This window comes from Microbacterium oleivorans, assembly GCF_023715745.1.
GTDB lineage: Bacteria > Actinomycetota > Actinomycetes > Actinomycetales > Microbacteriaceae > Microbacterium > Microbacterium oleivorans_D.
In genome coordinates this window covers 25,118-50,160 of record NZ_JAMBOV010000002.1, presented here as the reverse complement: position 1 = coordinate 50,160, position 25,043 = coordinate 25,118, and the positions used below count along the sequence as shown (strand labels likewise).

Sequence of the window (25,043 nt, the reverse complement as noted above, 5' to 3'; positions counted from 1 at the left end):
ACCGATTAAAATGAGCGGATGCCGCGACTGAACCCCGGAGACTCCGCCCCCGACTTCACCCTCGTCGATCAGGACGGTCAGACCGTCTCCCTGAGCGACTTCCGCGGCGGAGGCCTCATCGCCTTCTTCTACCCCGCCGCCATGACGCCCGGTTGCACGACCGAGGCCTGCGACTTCCGCGACAGCGTCACGCCTCTGCAGGAGGCTGGCTACACGGTGGTGGGCATCTCACGGGACGAGCCGGCGAAGCTCCGCGAGTTCCGCGAGCGCGACGCCCTCCCCTACGCCCTGCTGAGCGATCCTGACCACGCCGTCCACGAGGCCTACGGCGCGTGGGGCGAGAAGATGAACTACGGCAAGGTCGTCGAGGGAGTCATCCGATCGACCTTCGTGATCGATGGGGACGGCACGATCGCCCACGCCCTCTACAACGTCAAGGCCACCGGCCACGTGGCGCGGGTCCGGACCCTCCTCGGAGTCTGATCAGGCGCCGTCCGTCGCGGCCCTCGCGCGGGCACCCGCTGCCCGCGCGGCGGCGATCATGAGCACCAGGCCCACGACGGCGGGCACCGCGATCGCCGCGGCCAGCCGCGCGTCAGCGCCCTCGCCCGTCAGCGTTCCGAGCGCGATCGACAGCACGAGCAGCTGCACCACCACACCGCCGGAGCGTCCCCACGAGCCACCCCGCCACACAGCGACCGCGAAGCCCGTCACCGCGGCCGCGCCGATGACGGTCAGTGCGAGGAGGGCGAGCGAGCTGGGCACACTCTCACTGTCGCCGCGGACGAGGGCGACCAGTTCCCAGGCTGCGAGGGCCAGGACGCCGACCGCCTCGAGGGCCAGCCATCCGGCCGCGATCCGCTCGACTCGCGTGGTGGGCACGTTCACTGCTCCTCCTGGGCGCCGGACACGGCGAGGCGCCGAAATACTCCGTTAACCCGTGATTCACATAACCCTTGATTCACATGCCCGAGCATGGGAATATTGACGGGCAAGTGTGCTCCCACAGCGGCGTGGGGCGAGCAACAGCTCGCACACCACTCAGGTTAGTCGACGTCGCCCGGCGTCGCATCCCGACTTCCGATCCCCCACAAGGAGCACCGCTATGGATTGGCGCGACAAAGCCGCCTGCCTGACCGTCGACCCCGAACTGTTCTTCCCCGTGGGGAACACCGGGCCCGCCGTCGACCAGATCGAGAAGGCGAAGTCCGTCTGCGCCCGGTGCACCGTCACCGAACTCTGCCTGCAGTACGCCCTCGAGACCGGTCAGGACTCGGGCGTCTGGGGTGGTCTCTCCGAGGACGAGCGCCGCGCTCTCAAGCGTCGCGCCGCACGCGCCCGCCGCGCGTCCTGAGATCGCCGAGCGCGGGCCTCAGGCCCGCGCTCGCTCGATGTAGCGCATCGGGATCTCGATGGTGACCTCGGTGCCACTGCCCACCAGCGTGTGCCAGTCGATCGTCCCGCTCAACTCGCCCTGGATGAGCGTCCGCACGATCTGCGTGCCGAGGCCCCGCCCGACCTGACCCTCGGGAAGACCGACACCCGTGTCGCGGACGCGCACGGCGAGGCGGTCCTCGTCACGCTCGGCGATGATCTCGACCTCGCCCTCCTTGTCGGCCAACCCGTGCTCGACCGCGTTGGTCACGAGTTCCGTGAGCGCCAGCGCGAGCGGGGTCGCATACTCGCTCGGGAGCGTTCCGAAGGTGCCGCGCTTGACCGTGCGGGCTCGGGTGTTGGGCGCGGCCGCCACCTCGGCGACGAGCTTGAGGACACGTTCGAAGACGTCGTCGAAGTCGACGCTCTGCGTGAGGCCTTCCGACAGCGTGTCGTGGACGACGGCGATCGCGCTCACGCGACGCATGGCCTGCGTGAGCGCATCCCGCCCCTCGTCCGAATGGGTGCGACGGGCCTGGATGCGCAGCAGCGAGGCGACGGTCTGCAGGTTGTTCTTGACGCGGTGGTGGATCTCGCGGATCGTCGCGTCCTTCGTGATGAGCTCCTGCTCCTGGTGCCGGATCTCGCTCACGTCGCGACACAGCACGATCGCGCCGATGCGCGTCCCGTTCTCCCGCAGCGGGATGGTCCGCAGCGACACGGTGACCCCGCGCGCCTCGACGTCGGCGCGCCAGGGCGCACGCCCCGCCATGACGATGGGCAGCGACTCGTCGAACTGGCGGGAGGCCGGCATGATCGTGGTCGCCACCTCCATGAGCGATTCGCCCTCGAGCTCGTCGTCGAAGCCGAGCCTGTTGAAGGCGGAGAGCGCGTTGGGGCTTGCGAACGTCGTGATCCCGTCCACGTCGAGCCGGATCAGGCCGTCCGACGCCCGGGGTGCGCCTCGGCGCGGCGAGGTGGGCGCTGTCAGGTCGGGGAAGTCCGCCGAGGCGATCATCCCGAAGAGGTCGTCGGCACAGTCGTTGAAGGTGATCTGCTGTCGCGACGGGGTGCGGGCCTCGCCGAGGTTCGTGTGCCGGGTCAGGACACCGATGACGCGCGTCTCGCGTCCCTCCGCCCCGCGCTCGCGCACGATGGGGACGGCACGCACGCGCGTCGGGGTCTCCTCGAACCAGTCCGGCGAGGAGGAATCGACAACGCGCACCTGCGTGAAGGCGTCCTTGACCTGGGTGCGCCACTGCGGGCGGACGGCGTCGCCGACGATGTCGCGGTAGAAGAGGGTCGCTGCGCCGCTCGGCCGGGTGTGGGCGACGGCGATGAACGAATCGTCCGGTGTCGGCACCCAGATGACGATGTCCGCGAAGGCCAGGTCGGCGAGGAGCTGACCATCGCCGGCGAGGCGGTGGAGCCATTCCACGTCCTCTGCGGTGGAACGGCCTTGGGCGTAGACGAGGTCGCTGAGGGTGGACACGCCTCCACCCTAGATCCTCCGCCGGGGCGCTCCCCCGGGTCAGGCGCTCCGGGCCAATCGCCGCAGCGATTGCCGCGTGGCCGTCGTCGCAGGCTCCCGCGCCGTGAGGGTCTCGGCGACGAGGCGTCGCACCGCGGTCGGCACCGCCGAGCGCGGTGCGACATGGGCGATCGGACGGGCGGCGAGCAACGCGGCATCCGTCCCCCGCGGATCCCACGGCACGAAGGAGACGTCCGTGACGCCGAGGTACCGCTCGAGCGTGCGCCGCACCTGCCCTCGGGCGTCGACGCCGAGGGCACCGGCGCGGATCTTGTTGACCACCACCTGGACGGGGGCCGCCCCCGCGGCGGCCCGCAGATCCGGCCAACCGCGCACGAACCGGGAGACCCCGACCGGGTCGGCGGCGACGACCGCGAGGACGAGGTCGGCCGCCTCGACCGCCGCGAGCGTGGCCGCATTCCGGCGCGGCCCGTCGATGAGATCGCTGACGATCTCCTCGTCCCGCTCGAGGGATGCCGCGGTGTCGACGACGACCTCGTCCACCCATTCGCGACACACGTCCAACGCCGCGCCGACCCGCGCGTGCGAGAGCTCCGGCCAGCGCCCCGGCCGGTTGAGACCCGTGAGGACATCCACGTCCGCCAACGTCGAGGAGATGCGGCTGAGTTCGGCGACGGTCAGGACGCCGCGCTCCGCCTGACGGCATGCGGCGGCGAAACCGGGGCCCTCGTCGGCGAGCCCCGTCGCGAGGGCGAGGGAGGGGGCGTGGGCGTCCGCGTCGACGAGCGCCACCCGGCGCTCGGGGCGTGACAGCGCGCACGCGACTTCCACGGCGATGGTCGTGCGTCCCGGCGAACCGTGGGGTCCCCAGACCGCGATGACGCGCCCGCGGGTGGCGACGGCGGGCGCCGAGGGCCGCGGACTCGCGAGGAGCTCGGCAGCCGGTGCGTCTCGTTCGTGGGCCGGCAGTCCGAGCGCCGCGGCGAGACGGCGGTCGGCGCCGCGTCCGCACAGCGGCACGATTCGGACCGACATCCGGTCGCATGCCGCAACGAGCTCGGCGGTCAGGGTCGCCGCTCGCGCCTCGATGACGAGGACGTCTGCGCGGGACAGTTCGGCAAGCAGTTCGGCCGCCTCCGGCGCAGCCATGGCGTCGTGCGCGGCGGCGGCCGGCGCGCCCGACGGCACGACGGCGCGGACCTCGGCTTCCTCGCTCCGCAGTTCCCTCGCCAGGGCGTCCGCCTGCGGGCCGTCGGCGGCGACGACGACCCTCACGGCGCCTCCCCCGTGACAGGGACGACCGACAACAGGGAGTCGTCCGCGAGCGCGGCGAGTGTCGCCGGGACGTCCGCGCGGGGGATGACGAGCTCGAGTGACACGTCCGTCCCCGAGACGACCGCGTCGTCTCGGGCGACCGTCACCACGGTCGCCGATGGCACGAGGATGCGGGGCTCGCCGACCTCGCCGTCCGCCTCCGCCGGCGCCGACCAGACCTCGACGACCGATCCGGCGGCGACCGCCGCCGAGACGTCGCCCGCCGGTCGGATGACCACGCTCGTCGTCGTCGCGGCATCCGCCTCGTCGACGGCCGCGTGCGGGACGAGCTCCCCCTCCGGGATCGTCCGGGTGGCGATGACCCCGGGTTCGAGCGACGCGGGCGACACGTACGCCTCCCCGGCAGAGCCCAGGGCGACGTCGACGACACGGAGGTCCTCGGCTGTCACGGTCTGACCCGGGACGATCGTGCGGGCGGCGGCGAAGACCGGCGCTGTCTGCCGTGCCGAGGCGACGACGAGCCAGACGCCCGCGACGGACGCGATGATCAACGCGATGCCGAGGAGGAACCGCGCGTCGGCCCAGAAGGCGCGGGGCGCCGGGCGGACGGTGTCGGGAGTGGTCATGACGTCATCGTGACCGAGAGCAAGCCACCGCGATGACGATTATCCACAACCCGGCGATGCGCGGACCGCCGCCTTCACGCGGCCGCATAATGGCCTCATGCCCGATGCTTCCTCGCTGCGTATGCTCACGCCCGCCCAGGTCGCGGAGATGCTGCAGCTGGAGGTCGACGAGGTCGTGGCGCTCACCCTCGAGGGACGGCTGCGCGGGGCACGGCTGGGCACGCCGGCCGCGTGGCGCATCGAGGCGGCGAGCGTGGAGGACTACCTGGACGACCAGGCCGAGGACGCCCGCCTTCACGCCCTCTGGCGGGAGTCGAACGCCGCGAGCTTCCCCGAGCTCTGGGGGCGTGGCCGCCGCGGCGGCGAGTGACGACGCCCGCCCCTTCGAGCCTTCACCCGAGCGCGGCGGGCGAGTCCAGCCGGACATGCGCAACCGCCGACAGCGGGATGATCCGGTGACCGGTCACGAGGTCGGCACGTCGGGGTGAACCCACCTCGTGCAGCGCCAGGTCCACATGGTCCGATGCCGCACGGTCGATGGTGCCGCTGTACTCCCGCCCGTCGGTCGCGTGGAGTGTGACCGGCACGCGACGGCGTGCGAGATCGCGCAGCAGGAAGCCCATCGTCATGCGTTCACGCAGTCGCCCCGGCGTGCTGCCGCGCGCGCTGCGGAGGAGGTCGGCGTGCGTCGTTCCGAGTGCCGCGACCGCTGACAGCGGGACGATGAGCGCGCCCCGCGCACCGCCGTCCTCGACGGCCAGCCAATCGGGCCCCACGGCCACCAGCGCCCCGGTCGCCGTGACGCCGCCGACGAGGTCCACGACGACCGCCTTCTCCGCGGCCACGACGAGGGCGTGCAGGCGCTCGAACAGCGACAGACGTGCGAGCCGCAGCCGCTCGGCCTCGGTGTCCAGGGCGGCGCGCTCGGCCTCCCATTCGGAGTCCAGTTGGTCTTCGAGATCTTCGAAGAATCGGTCCCAGCGCACGAGGGCGACAGTAGACGACCGCCGGGACGACGCACCGCCTTTGTCCACAGGTTGGAGTATTCTCATGCACCCCCTCGACCGCCTGTGTTGTACTCGTGGCATTCATCGACCCGCAGACACCTGTCGCCCGAGAGGAACCGACATGGCCCTCACCGTTACCGAAGACAGCCGCATACCGCGTTCGGGGAGCGCGCTCGAGGTCGCCGAGTACTTCGCCCCGCAGCGCACCCCGTCGAGCGACCTGCCGGACCCGCTGCCGCTCGTGAAGAACCTCACGATCGGAGTCCTCGAGGTGCTGGCGGGGGTCCGCGACGTCGACCAACTCGCGAGGTGGCTCGGCGAGGACGCGTATCGCGCCCTCGTGACGCGTGCCAATCTGTCGGCTCGGGCACGCAGCGCACGGGGTGTCGCCGCCGTCCGGCCGGCGCACCGCATCCTCACGGATCGGACCTGCGCACCCTCGGACGGCGTCCTCGAAGCCGTCGTCGTGGTCGGCGGACCGATCCGGACACGCGCCGTCGCGATGCGGCTCGAGGGTTGGGACGGGCGCTGGCGCGCGACGTCCCTCGCCCTCCTCTGACCGTCGCGCCCGTTACTGCTTGTAGGACGCCAGGAAGTTCCCCAGGCGCTCGATCGCCTCGGTCAGCACGCGGGCCTCGGGCAGCGTGACGATGCGGATGTGATCCGGCGTCGGCCAGTTGAAGCCGGTCCCCTGCACCAGCAGCACGTGTTCGGCGACGAGGAAGTCGTAGACGAACTTGGCGTCGTCGTGGATGTCGTAGACCTCGGGGTCGAGCCGCGGGAAGGCGTAGAGGGCGCCCTGCGGCTTCGCGCACGTGACCCCGGGGATCGCGGTGAGTCCCGCCCAGGCGGCATCCCGCTGCTCATGCAGGCGCCCCGTCGGCGCGATCAGCGCGTCGATCGACTGGACCCCGGAGAGGGCGGCCTGGACGGCGAACTGCGCGGGCACGTTGGGACACAGCCGGGTCGAGGCCAGCAGCTGAATGCCCTCGAGGAAGCCCGCCGCATGCTTCTTCGGGCCCGTGATGACCATCCATCCGGAGCGGTAGCCGGCGACACGATACGTCTTGGAGAGACCGTTGTAGGTGAGGCAGAGCAGGTCCGGCGCGAGCGTCGCGAGGGGGATGTGCTGCGCATCGTCGAAGAGGATGCGGTCGTAGATCTCGTCCGAGAGCAGCAGCAGCTCGTTCTCCCGAGCGATCTCGACGATCCCCTGCAGCACCTCGCGCGTGTAGACGGCGCCGGTCGGGTTGTTCGGGTTGATGACGACGATCGCCTTGGTGCGGGGTGTGACCTTGGCCCGGATGTCCTCGAGATCCGGCTGCCACCCGTTCTCGCTGTCGGCGAGGTAGTGCACGGGCGTGCCGCCGGCGAGACTCGTCATGGCCGTCCACAGCGGATAGTCCGGTGCGGGGATGAGGACCTCGTCGCCCTCATCGAGCAGCGCCTGCATCGTCATCGTGATGAGCTCGGACACGCCGTTGCCGAGGTACACGTCGTCGGGATCGAACTTCGGGAACCCCGGCTCCTCCTCGTAGCGCGAGACGATCGCCCGCCGAGCGGACATGATCCCGCGGGAATCGGAGTAGCCGTGGGCCTGCGGCACGGCCTCGATCATGTCCCGCACGATCTGGAACGGGGCCTCGAACCCGAAGATCGCGGGGTTGCCGGTGTTGAGCTTGAGGATCGTGTGACCCTCATCCTGCAGCCGGTCGGCCTCGACCAGGGCTGCCCCGCGGATCTCGTAGAGGACGTCCTTGAGCTTGGATGACTGGTCGAGGGTGCGCGGGGTCATCGCCTCAGGATATCGGGGACCCGACGGGGCCAATGGCGGGTCTGTGGCCCGCACCGCCCCGTCGGCCCGCGATCACTTCTTCTTGCCGGATGCCCGCCGCTGAGCGCGGTTGCCGGCCTCCGCCGGAGCCTGGACCTGCTGGCCGAACGCGCCGCGCGGGGCGTCCGCGGGGGCTTCCTGCTCGGCCTCGCGCTGACGTGCCTTGCTCGTCGCCGCCTGCTGGACCTGTCCGCGCTCATTGCGGACCTCGACCTCACCGGCGTCGTTCGGAGCGGTGTACTGCAGCTTCTGCGCGTCGATCTCGGGGACAGCGAGTCCCTTCGCCTCGATGTCGCCGCCCTCGGTCTGACGGACCTCGACCTCGAGGTTGAAGAGGAAGCCGACGGACTCCTCCTTGATCTGGTCCATCATCGACTGGAACATCTGGTAGCCCTCGCGCTGGTACTCGATCAGCGGATCGCGCTGAGCCATGGCGCGCAGACCGATGCCGTCCTTGAGGTAATCCATCTCGTAGAGGTGGTCGCGCCACCGGCGATCCAGCACCTGCAGGACGACCCGGCGCTCGAGCTCGCGCATCGCCGGCGCACCCAGCTTCTCCTCGCGGTTGCGGTACGCGATCTTCGCGTCCGAGAGCAGCTCCCGCTTCAGGACCTCGGGGGTCACGCGACCCTTGCTCCCGCTCTCGGCGACGACCTCGTCGATCGTCACGCCGACGGGATACAGGGTGCCGAGCTCCGCCCACATCGCGTCGAAGTCCCAGCTCTCGTTGTGCCCGGAGCCGGTGTGCTGGTCGATGATCGCGCCGATGGTGTCCTCGAGGAAGTGCTCGATGCGCTCCGAGAGATCATCCCCCTCGAGCATGTGACGACGGTCGGCGTAGATCGCCTCGCGCTGACGGTTGAGGACATCGTCGTATTTCAGGACGTTCTTGCGGATCTCGGCGTTGCGGGCCTCGACCTGCGCCTGCGCGCTCTTGATGGCACGGGACACCATCGACGACTCGATCGCGACGTCGTCGGGGAAGTTCGTGCGCGCCAGGATCGCTTCGGCCGCGCCCGACTGGAACAGACGCATGAGATCGTCCGTGAGGGACAGGTAAAAGCGGCTCTCGCCCGGGTCTCCCTGACGTCCGGATCGACCGCGCAGCTGGTTGTCGATGCGCCGCGACTCGTGTCGCTCGGTGCCCAGGACGTACAGACCGCCGGCCTCGACGACGCGATCGGCCTCCTCCTGCACCTTCTCCTTGACGCCGGCGTAGACCTCCTCCCACGCGGCCTCGTACTCGTCGGGCGTCTCCACGGGATCGAGTCCCTTCGCCTTCATCTCCGAGACGGCCAGGAACTCGGCGTTGCCGCCGAGCATGATGTCGGTGCCGCGACCGGCCATGTTGGTGGCGACCGTCACTGCGCCGTGGCGACCGGCGCGGGCGACGATCTCCGCCTCTCGCGCATGGTTCTTCGCGTTGAGGACCTCGTGCTTGATGCCCTTCTTCGCCAGCAGACGCGAGAGGTACTCGCTCTTCTCCACGCTGACGGTGCCGACGAGGACCGGTTGGCCGGAGGCGTGACGTTCGGCGATGTCCTCCACGACCTGGGCGAACTTCGCCTGCTCGTTCTTGTAGACGAGGTCGGACTGGTCCTTGCGGATCATCGGCTTGTTTGTCGGGATCGGGACGACGCCGAGTTTGTACGTCGACATGAATTCCGCCGCCTCGGTCTCGGCGGTACCGGTCATGCCGGCAAGCTTCTCGTAGAGGCGGAAGTAGTTCTGCAAGGTCACGGTGGCGAGGGTCTGGTTCTCGGCCTTGACGGCGACCCCCTCCTTCGCCTCGATCGCCTGGTGGATGCCTTCGTTGTACCGGCGCCCCACGAGGATGCGACCGGTGTGCTCGTCGACGATCATCACCTCGCCGTTCATCACGACGTAGTCGGTGTCGCGCTTGAAGAGGGCCAGAGCCTTGATGGAGTTGTTGAGGAAGGAGATGAGCGGGGTGTTCGCGGACTCGTAGAGGTTGTCGATGCCGAGGTAGTCCTCGACCTTCTCGATACCCGGCTCGAGGACACCGATGGTGCGCTTCTTCTCGTCCACCTCGAAGTCGACGCCCGCCTCGAGCGTGCGCGCGATCTTCGCGAACTCGGTGAACCACCGGTTCGCCTCGCCCGACGAGGGTCCGGAGATGATGAGCGGGGTGCGCGCCTCGTCGATGAGGATCGAGTCCACCTCGTCGACGATGCAGAAGAAGTGGCCGCGCTGGACGAGGTCCTCTCGGCGCCACGCCATGTTGTCGCGCAGGTAGTCGAAGCCGAACTCGTTGTTCGTGCCGTAGGTGATGTCGGCTTCGTACTGCTGGCGGCGCACCTCGGGGTTCTGCCCCGAGACGACCGTGCCGGTCGTCATGCCGAGGGCGCGGTAGACACGGCCCATCAGCTCCGACTGGTACGAGGCGAGGAAGTCGTTGACCGTGATGACGTGGACGCCCTTGCCCGCGATCGCGTTCAGGTAGGCGGGCAGCGCGGCGGTGAGCGTCTTGCCCTCACCCGTCTTCATCTCGGCGATGTTGCCGAGGTGGAGGGCGGCACCACCCATGACCTGCACGTCGTACGGACGCTGGCCGAGGGTGCGGCTCGCGGCCTCGCGCACGGCCGCGAAGGCTTCGGGCATGAGCTTGTCGAGGCTCTCTCCGGCCTCGTATCGGGCGCGCAGTTCGGCGGTCTCGCCGCGCAGCTCCTCGTCGGTGAGGTGCGCATAGTCCTCTTCGAGGGCCGACACGGCCTTCACGACCTGCTGCAGCCTGCGCAGGATGCGGCCTTCACCGGCACGAAGCAGTTTCTCGAGGGGGTTCGCCACGGAGGATCTCCATCTGTCGATTCGCCACCCCGACGTGCGATGTCGGGATGCCGGTGCGCGGGACGCGCAGACATACACCGCCATGTTATCCGCCTGTGACCTACGAGGTTGCTGGGGGCATCCGCCCTCCCCCGCGACGCGAGGACCGGCGGCACCCCTCGGCCCGTAAGATCGGCCCATGGCCGGTTTCTGGGGAAGACGCAAGCGCGAAGAGGCGGAGATCGAGGCACAGGACGCCGAGCTCAGCCGCAAGGCGGGAGCCGCTCTCGTCGCGGCCGATGAGCGCATCCGCGTCACCGACGACGAACTCGCCTACGCCGAGATCGAGCTGGGTCGGGAGGCGACGAAGGATCTGCGGGACGCGCTCGCGGCCGTGCGCCAGCACCTCGGCGAGGCATTCCAGCTGCACCAGCTGAACCACGACGAGATCCCCGACACCCCGGAGGAGCTGCGCACACGCAACGCGCGGATCGTCCAGTTGTGCGACTGGGCCGAGGACCTCCTCGACGACCGCACCGAATCCCTCGCCGAGGCGATCGCCCGTGCGCGGCGGGCTCCCGAGATCATCGCGGGCATCCGCTCGGACGTCGCACGTCTGCGGGAACGTCTGCCCGCACTGAACGCGAGCCTCGAACGGCTCTCGACACGGTATTCGGATGCCGCGATGCGGACGGTCCTCGGCAACGCGGCCGAGGCCGCTCAGCTGCTCGACTTCGCCGAGCACAGCGCGGAGGTCTCGGAGCGACGCCGCGACAGCGGTCAGCGGGAGCAGGCGAACCTGGCGCTCGAGACCGCGATCGAGGCCGCACGCCGCGCCGGCACGCTCGTCGAGGCCGTCGACACGTTCGAGATCGAGGCGCTCCGGGCGGAGTCCACGCTCGCCGCGATCGTGGACGATTCCCGCGACGACCTGATCGTCGCCCAGCCGTTGCGCGGCACTCCGGCCGTCGCCGCGGCGGCGGCTGACCTCGAGGCTGCCCTGGCCTCGCTCACGCCTCCCGGGAGCAAGCCCGACCCCTTCGCCGAACTCACCCGCCTGCGCGCCGCCAACGCCGCTCTCGACACCGCCGTGGCCAAGGCCCAGGAGCGCGCGGCGCGTCCGGTGCCCACCGAGGAGCATGTCCGCCACGCGATCGACGACGCGGACCGGCAGATCGGCGTCGCCCGCAGCGTCATCTCCGGCCATCGGGGCTGGATCGGCGCCGACGCCCGCACCCGACTCGCCGAGGCCGAGCGTATCCGAGGCGACCTGCTCCGCTTCTCGGGGCCGATCGATGAGGACGACCGCGAGGAGGCGATGGGGCTCGCCCGCCGCGCGGCGCACCTGGCCGGTGAAGCCCTCCAGCTCGCACAGCGGGACATCGACTCCTCGCGGCCGGACGACTGGGGCAACGGCGGGTACGGCGGCCGCGGCATGGGCGGCGGCAGCCTCGCCGGCGGCCTGCTCGGCGGTCTCGTCATCGGCGGACTGCTCGACGGCATGTTCGACTGATGGGCGCCCTCGAGGACGCCCTCGCCCTGTCGCAGACGTGGGACGTGCCGCACGCATCGGCCGTGGTCGTGACGGCGGACGGCACGTCAGCGGCATCCGCCGGCGATCAGGATCTCGTCTACCGCCTCGCCTCCGTCACCAAGCTGCTCAGCGCCTACGCGACCCTCGTCGCCGTCGAGGAGGGTGCGCTCTCCTTCGACCAGCCCGCCGGGCCACCCGGAGCGACCGTCGCTCACCTGTTGGCGCACACCGCCGGATACGACTTCTCGACGACCACGATCCGCGCAGCTCCCGGAGAGCGCCGTCTCTACTCGAACACCGGCTTCGAGGTGCTGGCCGACCTCTTGGAGTCCGAGACGGGGATCACCTTCGACGCGTACGCGCGCGAGGCGGTGTTCGCCCCGCTCGGGATGACGGCCACGACCATCGGCGGGTCCGCGGCGGCCGGCGGATCGTCGTCCTGCCGCGATCTCGCCCGCTTCGCCGTGGAGCTGCAGCGGCCCCGCCTGCTCGACTCCGAGACGCTGGCGACGGCGACGCGCGTGGCGTTCCCCGGCCTGCGCGGCGTCCTTCCCGGATTCGGCCTGCAGCGGGAGAACGACTGGGGCCTGGGACTCGAGGTGCGCGGCGTGAAGAGCCCGCACTGGACCGGCAGCGCCAACTCGCCCGAGACCTTCGGCCACTTCGGCCAGTCCGGGACGTTCCTCTGGGTCGATCCGCGGGCAGGCGCCGCGCTCATCGCCCTCACCGATCGGCCCTTCGGCGAGTGGGCCGCGCAGGCGTGGCCGCCCTTCAGCGACGCCGTGCTCGCCGCGCTCTGAGTGCAGTCCCGGCGCGACGGAGGGCGGATGCCGTGCGGCATCCGCCCTCCGTGTGACCTCTGTTCGGGTCAGGAGGCGAGCTCCGCGGGTGCCGCGGTGGTCGTCAGCGAGATGACGCCGTAGTCCCAGCCCTTGCGGCGGTAGACGACACTCGGCTGGTCGGTGCGGGCGTCGATGAAGAGGAAGAAGTCGTGACCGACCAGCTCCATGCGATCGACGGCGTCCTCGACAGTCATCCACTCGGGATCGAACCGCTTGGTGCGGATGACGACGGGCGTGTAGTCCTCTTCGTCCTCGGCACCGGTGACGATGGGCACCTCCCCCGTCGCGACGGCCCGGATGACGTCGACGGACGCGGGCTGCACATCGATGCCCTGCAGGGTGCCGGTGCCCTTCTCGAGCTTGGCTCCCCGCGGGTGGTTGCGCGAGTCGACGCGCTTCTCCTTCGCGCGACGGATCTGTTCGGCGAGTTTGGTCATCGCGAGGTCGAGGGCCGCGAACTTGTCGGCGTCCACCGCCTCGGCGCGGACGACCGGCCCCTTCCCGGTCAGGGTGACCTCGACGGTCTCGTCCTCGCGCCCGCCGTTGTGGTACGTGCGATGCGTGACCTTGATGTCGAGCCGTTGAGCTCGTGGGGCAAGGTGCTCGATGCGGGCGGACTTCTCCTCGACCACTGTGCGGAAACGATCGCTGACGCTCACGCCCACACCGACGATGTTGATCTCCATCCCTGACCTCCTTGTTCCGGTCCGCCCGGTCAAGGGCGGACCTCGGTTCGCCTTGTGTCCCCCCACCGTAGTGCCGCTCCCCGGTTGTGTCACGGCCCGATCACGATGAATCCTCTGAGCGACGCCGGCGGGGTGTGGCCGCGACGGTGACGGCGCCGTGCACCGTGATCCCGGCCGCACGGAGGGCGCGCGCCGCCTCTTCGAGGGTGGCCCCGGTCGTCACGACGTCGTCGACGAGGACGACGGGGAGACCTCCCGAACGACGGTGCGCCCCGGGTCTCACCGCCATCGCCCCGGCCAGGTTCGCGGCCCGTTCGTCCTTGGCGAGCATCCGCTGGTCGGCGGTATGGCGGGTGACGCGCAGCAGCCGATGCGGGCGCCAGCCCGCGCGTCGGGACACGAGCTCCACGGGCGCGTAACCTCGGCGCCGCAGCGACGGACCGCTCGCTGGCACCGGGACCGGGACGGCGTCGATCCCGACCGGCCAAGCCGCCTCCAGGGCCACGGCCAGCGGACGGGCGAGGGACGTGCGCCCGTCCTCCTTGAAGGCTCGGAGGACACGCGCGGCCTCCCCCTCGAAGAGCAGGCCACTCCGCACCTCGAGACCGCTCGGCAGCCGTCGCATCGTCGGCGCGGGGATCAGGGTCTGGCGGCAGGACTCGCACAGGTCGCGATCCGGCACGTCGCACCCGGCGCAGGACACCGGGAACACGACGGCGAGCGCGTCGAGCACCGCACGATGGACCGACGCGGACAGGGCGGAGGGATGCGGCATCCGCTCAGTGTCCGGGCCGCACCTCACCCACGCTCCGCACGCCGGCCCAGGCCGGGAGAACGTCCGACCCCCGAGGAGTGTGGAGGAGGCCTCAGCCCGGGAGCCCCTGCTGCACGGCGAGCGCGGTCACCTCGGAGGCGATGACCTGCCACGAGCCGCGCTGCACGTACAGACTGCCGTCCGAGGTGAGGAGTCGCACGCTGCCGCTCTGATTCCCGGCGGCGATCGCGACGACCTCGTCCGGCGCACGCACCTCGCTGCCCTGTCCGCCGATGGTCTGCTCGCGCACCACCCGCTGATCGCCGTCCACGAAGACCAGGGCGAGGGTCGCCCCGTCGATCCAGGCGAGGTCGATCCCGCGGCCGGCGAGGCTCGTCACCAGCAGCGGTTCGCCCAGCGACACCGGCGCACCGTTCTCGTCGCGGACGATCCCCGCCACCCAGACCGCCGAGCGCCCGCCGCTGCGCACGAGTGCGGCGATCCGCGCGCCGTCGCGCGAGACCCGCATCGCCGTCACTTCGCTCGCTCCCACCCACCCGGAGGGGATCGTCTGCGCGCTGCCGTCGGGCCCGTAGGCGACGACCTCCTCGGGCTGGTCACGGGGCACGGTCCAGATGTAGCCCTCCGCGTCGATGGACGGCTTGGTCATGCCCTCGCGGGTGTCGAGCTCGGTGGGCTCGCCCTGGGCCGAGACCCGGAAGATGGCTCCGGAGGCCGTTCGGACGGCCGCCGTCGTGCGCGCGGCATCCGTCTCGATGGCCCGCGCATCGACACTCTGAAGCGACCCGCCCAGCCCGTCGACCACGTCGAGGTCGCTCCCCGACAGGAAGCCGAGCCGGCCGTCCTGCAGGACGAGCGGCCGGGCATCGACGGCGGTCGACCGGGTCGGGGCTGCGGTCACATCCAGCGGCTCGTCCCCGACGAGCATCTGCACGTCGAGGATCCCGGCGTCGGCGAGGCTGGCGTCCAGCTGCGTCTTCATGCGCGCGAGCGTCTCGCGGCCGAGGTCGCGGATCGCCGGGTCGAAGGAGATGCGCGCGACACCCGCCTCGACGGGCACCGCCGGCTGCGCGAGACCCACCTCACCCGTGAACGCGGATCGCACCGACTCCGTCAGCCAGGGACTGGGCGTCCCCGAGACGAGCGCGGCGGTGATGCGGGTGGCGGGGTTGGTCGACGGGAACCACCGGACGTCGGGGATGACGGTGTCCCAGGTGCGGTCGAAGTAGGCGAGGTCGTAGCTCTGGAAGACCGAGGTGAAGCGGTTGGCGTCGAGCACGATGCCGTCGGGCGCCTGCGAGATGCGCCACTGGCCGTCCTCCTGCGCGAGCGAGAAGGTGAAGGGGATGCGTCCCTGATCGGCGGGCTCGTACGCACCGGTCGCGTCGACCCGGGCGACGGGGTCGACCGTGAAGACGATCTCGTTCTCGGACGGCGACTCGATCGAGCTCTCACCCGGACGGTAGACGGTGACGTTAGCCTGCGGCTGCCACTGCTGACGGAACTGCGCCGTGAGGAACTCCTGTGCGACCTCCCAGTTGCCGCGGGGACCCGAGCCCGCCGCGATGAAGCCTTCGACGATCTGCTGCGGCGTGGCATCCATCACGGGCCCGTCGGGGACGTAGGAGAAGTCGGGCGGACCCTCCACCTCGTCGATCGCCTTGCCGACGTGGACCGGTCCGCCGAGGGGCAGCCCGGCGCAGGCCGAGAGGGCGAGGGCGAGGAGCACCGCGACGGCGGCGCCGACTGCGCGACGGACGGTCATGTCGTCTCCTCCCGAGGCGGCAGGGAGATGGGCTGGGTGAGGCCGAGGTCGCCGAGGGCGGCGTCGTCGCGGGGATCGAGCTCGATCGGCGACGCACCGGAGTGATGCTCACCGGCCTGACGCGGCAGGGTGAGGACGAAGTGACTGCCGCCGCCCAGCTCAGACCACACCTCGAGGGTGCCCCCGTGCAGACGCGCGTCGCCGAGCGCGATCGACAGTCCGAGTCCCGTCCCGCCGATCGTGCGTCGACGCGACGGGTCGGCGCGCCAGAACCGGTCGAAGACCCGTTCGGCGTCGGCCTCGCTCATTCCCAGGCCGAAGTCCCGCACCCCCAGCGCCACAGCGCGCTGATCGCTGTCGACGGTCACCACGATCGGCCTGCCCTCGCCGTGCTCGATGGCGTTCCCGAGGAGGTTGCGGACGATCCGACGGATACGGCGCGGATCCATGTCGACCGGCGAATATCCACCCGGCGCGACCAGGCGCACGTCACTGCCGTGCTGTTCCGCGAGCTGCGCCATCGACTCGATGACGTCCTCCGCGAGGTGCGCGAGGCTGGTCGGCTCCAGCTCGAGCTGCACCGAGCCGGCGTCGTACCTGCTGATCTCCAACAGGTCGGCGAGCAGCACCTCGAACCGCTGGACCTGCGCGTGCAGGAGCTCCGCGGCGCGTGCGGTGGACGGGTCGAACTCCTCGCGCTGGTCGTTGATCATGTCGGACGCGAGGCGGATGGTCGTCAGAGGGGTTCGCAGCTCATGCGAGACGTCCGACACGAAACGCTGCTGCACGAGGGAGAGCTCGGCGAGCTCCTTGATCTGCCCCTCGATGCTGTCCGCCATCGCGTTGAACGAACGGCCCAGCGTGGCGAACTCGTCCTCACCGCGCACCGGCAGTCGGACCCCGAGATCCCCGGCGGCGAGCTTGGCGCTGGTCTCGGCGGCCTGAGCGATCGGGACGGTCACCGAACGGAGGACGAACAGCGAGATCCCGCCGATGAGAACGAGCAGCGCCAGACCGACGACCCACAGGGTCACCTGGACGAACTGCAGCGTCTGCGCCTCGGAGCCGAGGTCGTAGGCGAAGTACACCTCGTAGGCGCCCGCCTCGGGCAGGACCAACTGCTGGCCGACGATGATGCCGGGGGTCTCTCCCCCGTCACCTTCGGGCAGCCCGATCGACTGCCACCACTGCCGGTCGCCGGTGAGCCGCACGCTCTCGCGCAGTTCGGGCGAGATCATCGCCTCCTCGAGGCCGCCCGCCTCGAAGTTCTGCGGAGCGATCGCCGAGGGCTCGTCGTCGATGCGGAAGACCGCCAGCATCGACGTGCCCGCCTGGCGCGACAGGATCTCGCGTCGCACCTCGTCCATGAGCACCTGCAGGGCGACCTCGTCGCTGTCGACGACCGCCGCGTCGAAGGTGCTCTGCGCGGCCTGCGTGGCGCGCTGAGCAGCATCCTGCACCTGCTCGGCGCGCGACTCGTAGAGATCGGTGAGGATCGCCAGGGACATCCAGACGAGCGCGACGAGGATCGTGAGCGCGGTGAGGGTCAACGTCACCGACAGGGTGCGGAAGCGCAGCGAGCTCCGCCATGCGAATCGCACGCGGCGCTGCCACGACCCCCAGTCGCGCCACGCCGGGACGACGGTGTGCGTGCCGGTCCGGGCGGTCACCGACACGAGACGAGGCTCCGGACGGTCACACCGCGGCGCCGGCGCGGTATCCCACACCACGCACGGTCGTCACGATCTGCGGGTTGTCGGGGTCGCGCTCGACCTTGGCGCGCAGGCGCTGCACGTGGACGTTCACCAGCCGGGTGTCGGCCTTGTAGTGGTAGCCCCAGACCTGCTCGAGCAGCATCTCCCGGGTGAAGACCTGCTGCGGCTTGGAGGCGAGGGCGACGAGCAGCTCGAACTCGAGCGGCGTGAGGGCGATGGCGGCGTCCCCGCGGCGCACCTCGTGCGCGGCGACGTCGACGGTCAGGTCGCCGATGCGCAGGCTCTCGGAACGGGCCTCGGTCGTGGGCCGCAGACGCGTCTTGATGCGCGCGACGAGCTCCTTCGGGTTGAAGGGCTTGACGATGTAGTCGTCCGCTCCGGATTCGAGACCGCGGACGACGTCGGCGGTGTCGGTGCGGGCGGTCAGCATGATGATCGGCACGCCGGACTCGGCACGCACACGCGTGCACACCTCGATCCCGTCCATCCCCGGAAGCATGAGGTCGAGCAGGATGAGGTCGGGGCGTTCGTCCCGCCAGGCGTCGACTGCGGCGTCGCCGTCGGCGCAGAAGGCGACGTCGAAGCCCTCGGTGCGCAGGACGATGCCGATCATCTCTGCCAGGGCGGTGTCGTCGTCGACAACCAGGATGCGCGATGTCATAGGGTCCTTCAGGGTCAGCGGATGCCGGTGCTCCGCCCACGGGTGAGTCCACAGTAACCGAACCGTGACCTGCCCGGCAGAACGGCGCACGGCCCGCCCCCGGAGGGACGGGCCGTGCATCGATCCTGCAGTGTCAGGCGTGGAGGTCGAACCGGTCGAGCTCGGTCACCTTCGTCCATGCGGCGACGAAGTCGCGCACGAACTTCTCCGACGCGTCATCGGAGGCGTACACCTCGGCGAGGGCGCGCAGCTCGGAGTTCGCACTGAAGACGAGGTCGACGCGCGTCCCGATACCGATCTCGGAACCGTCGGCCGCCGCGCCGCGGAACGCGTGCGATCCGGGGTCGAGCGGCTTCCAGGTGGCCCCGAGGTCCAGCAGCTTCACGAACACGTCGTTCGTGAGGACGCCGGCCCGGTCGGTGAACACTCCGTACGGCGAGCCGTCCCAGTTGGCGCCGAGCGCCCGGAGGCCGCCGACGAGGACGGTGGTCTCCGGGGCACTGAGCGTCAGCAGGTTCGCCTTGTCGATGAGGTGGTGCTCGGCGGGCAGGAAGGCGTTCGGTCCGTAGTAGTTGCGGAAGCCGTCGGCCGCCGGCTCGAGGTAGCCGAACGACAGCTCATCGGTCTGCTCCTGCGAAGCGTCGGTGCGGCCCGGGTGGAAGGGCACGGTGATCTCGACCCCGGCATCCTTCGCCGCCTTCTCGACACCGGCGTTGCCCGCCAGCACGATGAGGTCGGCCAGGGAGACCTTCGTGCCGTCCTGCTGCTCGGCGTCGAACGCGGCCTTGACGCCCTCGAGCGCGGTCAGGACGGTCTGCAGCTGTGCGGGGTTGTTGACCTCCCAGTCCTTCTGCGGAGCGAGACGGATGCGGGCGCCGTTGACGCCGCCGCGCTTGTCGCTGCCGCGGAAGGTGGATGCCGCCGCCCAGGTCGTCGACACGAGCTGAGACACGGTGAGGCCCGTCGCGAGGATGCGCTCCTTCAGGGCGGTGGCGGCCGCCTCGTCGATGAGCGGGTGGTCGACCGCCGGGACCGGGTCCTGCCAGATGAGCTCTTCCTGCGGCACCTCGGGCCCGAGGTAGCGCGCCACGGGGCCCATGTCGCGGTGGGTCAGCTTGAACCAGGCGCGGGCGAAGGCATCGCCGAAGGCGACCGGGTCGTCCTTGAACCGACGCGACACGGCATCGTAGGCCGGGTCGGTGCGGAGGGCGAGGTCGCTCGTGAGCATGCGGGGCTCACGGCGGCCGTCGGAGTGAGCGAGAGGCACCATGTCGGCGCCCGCGCCGTTCGTGGGACGCCACTGGTGGCCGCCGCCGGGGCTGCGCATGAGCTCCCAGTCGTAGGCGTAGAGGATATGGAAGAACTCGTTGTCCCAGCGGGTCGGGTGGTAGGTCCAGGTGACCTCGAGGCCCGACGTGATGGTGTCGTCGCCCTTTCCGGTGCCGTGGTTATTCTTCCAGCCGAGACCCTGCTCCTCGATGCCGGCCGCCTCGGGGTTCGCCTCGACGTTCGTGTCGGGTGCGGCGCCGTGGGTCTTCCCGAAGGTGTGGCCGCCGGCGATGAGGGCGACCGTCTCTTCGTCGTCCATGCCCATGCGACCGAAGGTCTCGCGGATGTCGCGGGCCGACTTCATCGGGTCGGGCTCGCCGTTCGGACCCTCGGGGTTCACGTAGATGAGCCCCATCTGGACGGCCGCGAGCGGCTTCTCGAGATTGCGGTCGCCGCTGTAGCGCTCGTCGGCGAGCCACGTGGTCTCCGGACCCCAGTAGACGTCGTCGTCCGGCTCCCACACGTCGGGTCGCCCGCCGCCGAAGCCGAAGGTCTCGAAGCCCATCGTCTCGAGCGCGACATTGCCGGCGAGGATCATCAGGTCGCCCCAGGAGAGGGACTGCCCGTACTTCTTCTTGACCGGCCACAGCAGGCGACGCGCCTTGTCCAGGTTGACGTTGTCGGGCCAGCTGTTCAGCGGCGCGAAGCGCTGCTGGCCGGTGCCGCCGCCGCCGCGACCGTCGGTCGCCCGGTAGGTGCCGGCGGAGTGCCAGGCCATGCGGATCATGAGGGGGCCGTAGTTGCCGAAGTCGGCGGGCCACCAGTCCTGCGACGTGGTGAGCACCTCGGCGATGTCCGACTTCACAGCGGCGAGATCCAGGCTCTCGAACGCGGCTCTGTAGTCGAAATCCTCGCCGACGGGGTTGCCGACGGCGGGGTTCTTCTTGAGGATGCGGAGGTTCAGCTGGTTCGGCCACCAGACCTGGTTCGCGGAGCCGACGGTCGGGTGGGGCTGGGCACCGTGGTTCGCACGGTCGGCCCCCGGTGCACCGTGGAAGACCGGGCATCCGTCGGTCTCGTTGGAGCGCGGTCGGTCCTCGCCGTCGGCGCGCTCGTCGACGGGGGTGTCGATGGGGGTGACGGCCTGGTCGACGTCGGTGGCCTCGGCGCCGAGGGGCTCGGCCTGGGGGTCACGATCGGTCATGGTGGTCCTTCCGTTCGGGGTGTGGGAGAGGGGATGATCAGGCGGCGGTCTCCGCGGCGCAATCGCCGCAGAGACCCCAGTAGGTGACCTCGGCGACCGCGATCCGGAAGCCGTGGTGGTCCGACGGATGCAGACAGGGCGCCGCGCCGACGGCGCAGTCGACGTCCTCGACACGACCGCAGGACGTGCAGACGAGGTGGTGGTGGTTGTCGTCGACGCGCAACTCGAAGAGCATGGGCTGCCCTGCGGGTTCGATGCGACGGACCAGGGCTGCATCGGCGAAGTCGTTCAACGCGTTGTAGACGGACTGTCGACTGGCCTTGGGCAACCCGCCCGCCACCTCGGCGTAGACCGCCTCGGCGCTGGCGTGCGGGTGCGAAGCGAGCGCGGCGAACACCGCCAGTCGGGACTCCGTCACCCGCAGGCCGGCATCCCGCAGCGCGGCGGCGGGGTCGGCGGCGAATTCGGTCACACCCTCAGTCTACGCGTTCTTTTGACTCAGTCAAAAGTAGCGCGGATGCGGGTGCGTCCGCGTCAGTACCGGTAGTGATCGAGCTTGTAGGGCCCCTCGACCGGTACCCCGATGTACGCCGCCTGCTCCTCGGTGAGCTGGGTGAGCTGGACCCCGAGTGCCGGAAGGTGCAGTCGCGCGACCTTCTCATCGAGAGCCTTCGGCAGGACGTACACGCCCGTCGGGTATTCCTCGAGCTTCGTGTAGAGCTCGATCTGCGCGAGGACCTGGTTGGTGAAGGAGGCGCTCATGACGAAGGACGGATGCCCGGTCGCGTTGCCGAGGTTCAGCAGTCGCCCCTCGGACAGGACCAGGATGCTGCGCCCCGTCGGCAGCCGGTACTCGTGCACCTGCGGCTTGATCTCGATCTTCTCGACGCCGGGCAGCGACTCGAGCCCGGCCATGTCGATCTCGTCGTCGAAGTGGCCCACGTTGCCGACGATCGCCAGGTGCTTCAGGGAGAGCAGGTGGTCGACGGTCACGACGCGCGTGTTGCCGGTGCCCGTGATCACGATGTCCACCTGGTCGGCGACGTCTTCGAGCCGAGCGACCTGATAGCCGTCCATCGCGGCCTGGAGCGCGCAGATCGGGTCGACCTCGCTCACGATGACGCGCGCACCCTGACCGCGCAGCGCCTCCGCGGCCCCCTTGCCGACGTCACCGTAACCGACGATGAAGGCGACCTTGCCGCCGATGAGCACGTCGGTCGCCCGGTTGATGCCGTCGGGGAGGGAGTGCCGGATGCCGTACTTGTTGTCGAACTTGGACTTCGTGACGGAGTCGTTGACGTTGATCCCGGGGAACAGGAGCTTCCCCGCGGCGTGCAGCTCGTAGAGCCGGTGGACGCCGGTGGTCGTCTCCTCCGTCACACCCAGGAGGCCGGCGGCCATGCGGGTGAAGCGCTGCGGGTCGCGCGCGAGCGAACGGCGCAGCGTCTCGAGGACGATGCGGTATTCGGCGGAATCGGTGGGTCCGGCCTCCGGGACGGCGCCGGCAGCCTCGAACTCCGCGCCCTTATGGACGAGGAGCGTCGCGTCACCACCGTCGTCGAGGATGAGGTTCGGGCCGTCGAACCCCTCCTCGGACCAGTCGAAGATCCGGTCGGCGAGCTCCCAGTACTGCTCGAGGGACTCGCCCTTGAAGGCGAAGACAGGGACACCCGCGGGGTCGTCGACGGTGCCGGTCGGCCCGACGACGACGGCCGCCGCGGCCTCGTCCTGCGTGGAGAAGATGTTGCAGCTGGCCCACCGGACCTGCGCACCGAGGGCAACGAGCGTCTCGATCAGAACCGCGGTCTGGACCGTCATGTGCAGGGAGCCGGCGATGCGCGCTCCGGCGAGCGGCTGCGACGGACCGTACTCCTCGCGGAGAGCCATGAGACCCGGCATCTCGTTCTCGGCGAGGCGGATCTGATGGCGGCCTGCCTCGGCGAGCGCGAGGTCGGCGACGACGTGTTCGATGGTCTTCACGGGAGTGGGCACGCGCCCATTCTCCCACGAGGACTCAGACCCGGAGGGTCTCGTGACGGACGACGACCCAGCCCTTGGGGACCGACATGCGGCTCGTGTGGATGGCGCACAGGTCGTGCGCGTGCGGGTCGTTCCCGGCCCCGAGCGGACCGAGCACGGCCATCTGGTCGCCGTAGTCGTACGTGAGGGTCGTCACGGCCTCGCGGGCGCAGCCCACCTTGGAGCAGAGTCTGTCGAGCATCGCGCCCACGGTATCGGTCCGCTGCTCTGCGAGCCGGATGCCGCGCCGGGGTCAGCGCACGCCGCGCGCCGTCAGCGCGTCGCCCAGGTCGTCCGCGTGGCGGAGGGCCAGGACGAGGAAGGGGACGACGAACCCCCGGATGCCGCGGGCTCCCCGCGCCCGCTGTGCGCTGCGGACCTCCTGCGCCAGGCGCGCCAGCGTGGGGACCGTCCCGAGCGCGACCACGAGCAGAAGCGCCGCACGATCGGCATCCACCCCCAGGTGGCGAAGCGGCTGCAGCGCACGCTCGACGACGTCGAGGAGAGCGGCGACCGGAGTCGTCAGGGCGAGCAGACCCGCGAGGGCCACGGCGGCCACGATGCGGACCGTGCCGACGAGCGCCGCCTCCGCACCGAGGAAGATGCAGGGGATGCCGAAGGCCACGACGACCAGCCAGCGGAGCGCCCACACCTGCCGCGCGAGTTCACGGACACCGACCCCCGGCGATGCATAACACGCGAGGCAGGCGCCCGCGGCGATGGCAGCCGCGGGCCAGGCGGTGGGGAGCAGGGAGACGGCCAGGACCAGGACGAGCAGGAGGACCGTCTTGGGCGCGGCCGGCATGCGGTGCCACGGTCCCCTGCCGGGCCGGTAGGCGGTCAACATCGCCAGCTCGCCGCGTGCGCGGCGACCACCTCGGCCGCTCCACCCACCGCTGCCACGCGTCCGTCGTGGACGCGCACCGCGACCTCGCAGCGAGCGGCGAGGTCGAGGTCGTGCGTCACGACCACCAGCCGATGACCGGCGTCGGAGAGCAGATGCGCGGCGACGGTGTGGGCGTTGCGTCCGTCGAGGAACGCCGTCGGCTCGTCCGCCACGACGAGCTCCGGCGAGCGCACGAAAGCGCCGCAGAGGGCCAGCAGCTGCTTCTGCCCACCCGACAGCTCGTACGCGGGCCGGTCCGCGAGATCCGTCAGGCCGAACCGGTCGAGGGCGGTGGCGACACGGCGGTCGCGCTCCTCCCGCGGCAGCCGATCCGCTCGCAGCGAGAAGGCGACGTCCTCGGCGACGGTCGGCATGATGATCTGCGCGTCCGGATTGCTGAAGACGACCGCGACGCGGCGTCGGAGGGCCGCAGCATCCCCGACCGCGTCCGATCCCAGCACCTCGACCCGGCCCGACGTCGGACGGACGAGACCTCCGATGAGACGGGCCAGTGTCGATTTGCCGGAGCCGTTGTCGCCGACGACGGCGATCGTCCGCGCCTCGATATCCAGATCGATGCACCGGAGCACGTCGGTGTCGGCCAGCCGCACCGAGGCCTCGGTGAGGCGGAGGGTGCTGGTCACCGGACCGGAGTCTCCTCCCGCGACGCGGTGGCGCGCGGCGCCCAGGTGCGCCGGAAGGCGCGGGGGTACCCCCGCACGAGCGCGCCCACGACGAGGGTCGCGATGACGGCTTTCACGAGATCGCCCGGGACGAACGCGAGGTTCGCGAGGAGGGCCTGATCGGCTCCGATGCGCATGACCAGGCTCTGGATCGGGATGCCGCAGGCGTAGACCACGACGACCCCACCGATCAGGACGCCGAGGAAGGTCCGCCACCACACCGGCCGGCGTCCGCCGACATGCACGATGAGTCCGATCACCACGACGCCGACGAGCCAGCCCAGGAGGTATCCCGCCGTCGGACCCACGAACACGCCCGCTCCCCCGCGCCCGCCGGCGAGCAGGGGCAGCCCCACGGCGACGAGGACGAGAAGCGTCCCGACGGAGACGGCGCCCACGAGCGGGCCGAGAATCGCACCGGCGAGCATCACCCCCAGTGTCTGGGCGGTGATGGGCACGCCGCCGAAGACGGAGAACGATCCTGGCGCGCCGAGGAGCGCGATCACACCGACGAAGACGGCCGCGCGGGCGAGGTCGGTGGTGTCGAGGCGCGGGGGTCGCGCGGGGGTCGGCGGGGTCATCTCTTCCTCCTGAACAGCGTTCACGTGA

Annotated in this window: 25 protein-coding genes; 6 read left to right on the top strand and 19 right to left on the bottom strand. The window is 70.6% G+C overall.

Features of this window, described 5'->3' with window-relative positions:
* The first annotated feature begins 18 nt into the window (after window positions 1-18).
* Window positions 19-483, top strand: a complete 465-nt coding sequence (bcp, locus tag M3190_RS05005) for a thioredoxin-dependent thiol peroxidase (RefSeq protein ID WP_251579130.1) — start codon at window positions 19-21, stop codon at window positions 481-483.
* Here the strand turns inward: bcp and M3190_RS05000 are convergent, their stop codons facing one another.
* Entirely contained in the window at window positions 484-882 is a 399-nt protein-coding gene (locus M3190_RS05000) for a histidine kinase (RefSeq protein ID WP_251579128.1), read from the bottom strand.
* 223 nt (window positions 883-1,105) lie between these two features.
* On the opposite strand from M3190_RS05000, the gene M3190_RS04995 reads away from it, so the two are divergent.
* Window positions 1,106-1,354, top strand: a complete 249-nt coding sequence (locus tag M3190_RS04995) for a WhiB family transcriptional regulator (protein WP_018188706.1) — start codon at window positions 1,106-1,108, stop codon at window positions 1,352-1,354.
* A gap of 18 nt (window positions 1,355-1,372) precedes the next feature.
* Here M3190_RS04995 and M3190_RS04990 read toward each other — a convergent pair whose 3' ends face one another.
* From M3190_RS04990 to M3190_RS04980, 3 genes are read right to left on the bottom strand one after another with little or no spacing between them, the layout of a single operon-like run.
* On the bottom strand, window positions 1,373-2,866 hold the full coding sequence (locus M3190_RS04990; RefSeq protein WP_251579127.1) for a sensor histidine kinase: 1,494 nt from the start codon (window positions 2,864-2,866) through the stop codon (window positions 1,373-1,375).
* A gap of 39 nt (window positions 2,867-2,905) precedes the next feature.
* Complete coding sequence (locus M3190_RS04985; RefSeq protein ID WP_251579126.1) at window positions 2,906-4,141, bottom strand: AAA family ATPase; 1,236 nt, start codon at window positions 4,139-4,141, stop codon at window positions 2,906-2,908.
* Window positions 4,138-4,767, bottom strand: coding sequence for an SAF domain-containing protein (locus tag M3190_RS04980; protein ID WP_251579123.1), 630 nt, complete (start codon window positions 4,765-4,767; stop codon window positions 4,138-4,140). The genes M3190_RS04985 and M3190_RS04980 overlap by 4 nt, the downstream gene beginning before the upstream one ends.
* A 121-nt stretch (window positions 4,768-4,888) precedes the next feature.
* On the opposite strand from M3190_RS04980, the gene M3190_RS04975 reads away from it, so the two are divergent.
* Window positions 4,889-5,137, top strand: coding sequence for a helix-turn-helix domain-containing protein (locus M3190_RS04975; RefSeq protein WP_439958014.1), 249 nt, complete (start codon window positions 4,889-4,891; stop codon window positions 5,135-5,137).
* A gap of 22 nt (window positions 5,138-5,159) precedes the next feature.
* On the opposite strand, the gene M3190_RS04970 is transcribed toward M3190_RS04975, so the two are convergent.
* Window positions 5,160-5,753, bottom strand: coding sequence for a hypothetical protein (locus M3190_RS04970; RefSeq protein ID WP_251579119.1), 594 nt, complete (start codon window positions 5,751-5,753; stop codon window positions 5,160-5,162).
* Between the two features lie 142 nt (window positions 5,754-5,895).
* On the opposite strand from M3190_RS04970, the gene M3190_RS04965 reads away from it, so the two are divergent.
* Window positions 5,896-6,333: an Rv3235 family protein gene (locus M3190_RS04965; protein ID WP_251579117.1), complete on the top strand. Its 438-nt coding sequence runs from the start codon at window positions 5,896-5,898 to the stop codon at window positions 6,331-6,333.
* Between the two features lie 12 nt (window positions 6,334-6,345).
* Here M3190_RS04965 and M3190_RS04960 read toward each other — a convergent pair whose 3' ends face one another.
* Together M3190_RS04960 and secA are read right to left on the bottom strand one after the other, a co-directional pair.
* A complete protein-coding gene (locus M3190_RS04960; RefSeq protein WP_251579115.1) occupies window positions 6,346-7,569 on the bottom strand; it encodes a pyridoxal phosphate-dependent aminotransferase in 1,224 nt (407 codons plus the stop codon).
* A gap of 72 nt (window positions 7,570-7,641) precedes the next feature.
* Window positions 7,642-10,416: a preprotein translocase subunit SecA gene (secA, locus tag M3190_RS04955; protein ID WP_251579114.1), complete on the bottom strand. Its 2,775-nt coding sequence runs from the start codon at window positions 10,414-10,416 to the stop codon at window positions 7,642-7,644.
* Window positions 10,417-10,594: 178 nt separating this feature from the next.
* Here secA and M3190_RS04950 point away from each other — a divergent pair, with 178 nt between their 5' ends.
* Window positions 10,595-11,908, top strand: coding sequence for a hypothetical protein (locus M3190_RS04950; RefSeq protein WP_251579112.1), 1,314 nt, complete (start codon window positions 10,595-10,597; stop codon window positions 11,906-11,908).
* Entirely contained in the window at window positions 11,908-12,729 is an 822-nt protein-coding gene (locus tag M3190_RS04945) for a serine hydrolase domain-containing protein (protein WP_251579110.1), read from the top strand. The genes M3190_RS04950 and M3190_RS04945 overlap by 1 nt, the downstream gene beginning before the upstream one ends.
* 68 nt (window positions 12,730-12,797) lie before the next feature.
* Here M3190_RS04945 and hpf read toward each other — a convergent pair whose 3' ends face one another.
* From hpf to M3190_RS04885, 12 genes are all read right to left on the bottom strand, one after another.
* Window positions 12,798-13,457 (bottom strand): ribosome hibernation-promoting factor, HPF/YfiA family, encoded by a 660-nt coding sequence (gene hpf, locus M3190_RS04940; protein ID WP_251579108.1) that lies wholly within the window; start codon window positions 13,455-13,457, stop codon window positions 12,798-12,800.
* Between the two features lie 100 nt (window positions 13,458-13,557).
* Window positions 13,558-14,232, bottom strand: coding sequence for a ComF family protein (locus tag M3190_RS04935; RefSeq protein ID WP_251579106.1), 675 nt, complete (start codon window positions 14,230-14,232; stop codon window positions 13,558-13,560).
* 91 nt (window positions 14,233-14,323) lie between these two features.
* Complete coding sequence (locus M3190_RS04930) at window positions 14,324-15,997, bottom strand: LpqB family beta-propeller domain-containing protein (protein ID WP_251579104.1); 1,674 nt, start codon at window positions 15,995-15,997, stop codon at window positions 14,324-14,326.
* Window positions 15,994-17,673, bottom strand: coding sequence for an MtrAB system histidine kinase MtrB (mtrB, locus tag M3190_RS04925; RefSeq protein WP_251579102.1), 1,680 nt, complete (start codon window positions 17,671-17,673; stop codon window positions 15,994-15,996). The genes M3190_RS04930 and mtrB overlap by 4 nt, the downstream gene beginning before the upstream one ends.
* A 19-nt stretch (window positions 17,674-17,692) precedes the next feature.
* On the bottom strand, window positions 17,693-18,373 hold the full coding sequence (gene mtrA / locus M3190_RS04920) for an MtrAB system response regulator MtrA (RefSeq protein WP_251579094.1): 681 nt from the start codon (window positions 18,371-18,373) through the stop codon (window positions 17,693-17,695).
* A 133-nt stretch (window positions 18,374-18,506) separates the two neighbouring features.
* Window positions 18,507-20,846 (bottom strand): catalase/peroxidase HPI, encoded by a 2,340-nt coding sequence (gene katG, locus M3190_RS04915; protein ID WP_251579084.1) that lies wholly within the window; start codon window positions 20,844-20,846, stop codon window positions 18,507-18,509.
* 37 nt (window positions 20,847-20,883) lie between these two features.
* A complete protein-coding gene (locus M3190_RS04910; protein ID WP_251579078.1) occupies window positions 20,884-21,318 on the bottom strand; it encodes a Fur family transcriptional regulator in 435 nt (144 codons plus the stop codon).
* Window positions 21,319-21,380: 62 nt separating this feature from the next.
* The gene (ahcY, locus tag M3190_RS04905; protein WP_251579076.1) at window positions 21,381-22,838 is read right to left on the bottom strand and encodes an adenosylhomocysteinase; all 1,458 of its coding nucleotides are present in this window, start codon (window positions 22,836-22,838) and stop codon (window positions 21,381-21,383) included.
* A gap of 22 nt (window positions 22,839-22,860) precedes the next feature.
* On the bottom strand, window positions 22,861-23,067 hold the full coding sequence (locus M3190_RS04900; protein ID WP_251579074.1) for a DUF3499 family protein: 207 nt from the start codon (window positions 23,065-23,067) through the stop codon (window positions 22,861-22,863).
* 51 nt (window positions 23,068-23,118) lie between these two features.
* Entirely contained in the window at window positions 23,119-23,712 is a 594-nt protein-coding gene (locus M3190_RS04895) for an energy-coupling factor transporter transmembrane component T (RefSeq protein ID WP_251579072.1), read from the bottom strand.
* Window positions 23,706-24,395 carry an energy-coupling factor ABC transporter ATP-binding protein gene (locus M3190_RS04890; protein WP_251579070.1) on the bottom strand — a complete coding sequence of 230 codons (690 nt, stop codon included), beginning with the start codon at window positions 24,393-24,395 and terminating at the stop codon, window positions 23,706-23,708. Before M3190_RS04890 ends, M3190_RS04895 begins: the two co-directional genes overlap by 7 nt.
* Entirely contained in the window at window positions 24,392-25,015 is a 624-nt protein-coding gene (locus tag M3190_RS04885; RefSeq protein WP_251579067.1) for a biotin transporter BioY, read from the bottom strand. The genes M3190_RS04890 and M3190_RS04885 overlap by 4 nt, the downstream gene beginning before the upstream one ends.
* Window positions 25,016-25,043 lie beyond the last annotated feature (28 nt).